General features: G+C 43.1%; 1 protein-coding gene and 1 pseudogene. Both read right to left on the bottom strand.

What is annotated here, in order from left to right; all coding sequences use genetic code 11:
- Nucleotides 1–325, bottom strand: a pseudogene (locus A3762_RS26005) (cobyric acid synthase CobQ); the annotation flags it as partial.
- Nucleotides 326–337: 12 nt separating this feature from the next.
- The coding region (locus tag A3762_RS27685; protein WP_197469292.1) for a hypothetical protein at nt 338–1,284 on the bottom strand (947 nt) is incomplete at its 5' end.

The raw sequence follows: 1,284 nt of genomic DNA, 5'->3' as shown, positions 1-1,284 counted from the left end.
GGGTTTTGTAACGGTGATAGCTGACTGCATCCATATCACCTTTAGCCTTACCGTGCACAATGACTTGTGCACCAATATCTGTATTGGGCTTCAGCAAGATCGGATTCATATCGGTATGAGGTTCAAGATGACAGGCCTGCGCTTGTAGGGCTTGCGCACGACCTATCTCTCCACCATCGGCGGTCACAGCGCTGTTCAGCGCCATGTTCTGAGGTTTGAACGGTACCACCGAAATTCCTCGGTGATACAGGCAACGACACAAGGCGGCGACGAGAGTGCTTTTACCTGCATCCGAGGTCGTGCCTTGTATCATTAATGTGGACATAAAATTCGTGTTTTAGTTAGTTGTATCGGCGAATTCAATTCTAACAGGATTACGAATAGTGTTGATGGTCGCCACCGATGAATCATCCGCTATGCTAATCACTTCTATACGAGGATCAACTGTATCGCCAAGTGCAACCCAAAGTTGGTTACTTGAATCAATCTCGATTGTTTTAATGTCTAAACCTGAAAATCCATCGTTCGGCGAAGCACTTACAGCTCCAGATGTTGGGTTAAACTGAATAAGGTCGTTATCCTGGAAAGCGTTATAACGAATTAAATATGCTTTGTTATCAGATGATGACACTTCAACTCCCGCAATTTGTGCATTTACGCTTGCATCATTATCGTCAACTAATAAGGTACTCAAGTAAGTCATGCCACGGATATCAACTTTCTCAATACCACCTGTAAGTTCAGCAGGGCGAGATCGATCTAATGAAGCATAACGACCTACCCCAGCGACATATATATAACCACCCACTACATCCATATCTTGGGCATTCTTGACGGTTAAGTCGTACGCTTCACCTGAACCATTCACGTCGACTTCAAGATTTGTCGACGGATCAATCACAAGAATTCGAGAGGTCTGCGGAACAAAAGATGAATCTTGGCCATTTAATAGAACGTACAGCAATCCATCTTTCACAAAACCATCCGATGCTCCGATTCCATTTCCAAAGCTATATTTCGAATAGTCTAAGCGATCTACGATAAAATCACTTTGTTGATTACTATCAGTAACGCTTGGATTAATCTCAATAATCTCATCAGTACCAAAAGGTAAAACATAAGCCTGTGTTTCAGATACAAACACCACCGTATATGGGTTTGGATTATCGCTATCATCCTTAGCCACAGAGTATTCCCAAATTGGGTTCTCGGCATCATCAAATGAGAATTTCGCTAAGTTGTTAATCCCGAAACGCCCCATGCGATAGAAATGATCGCCAAATG

The sequence above is a fragment of the Oleiphilus sp. HI0125 genome (assembly GCF_001635355.1).
This window is presented reverse-complemented; position numbering and strand designations above follow the sequence as displayed.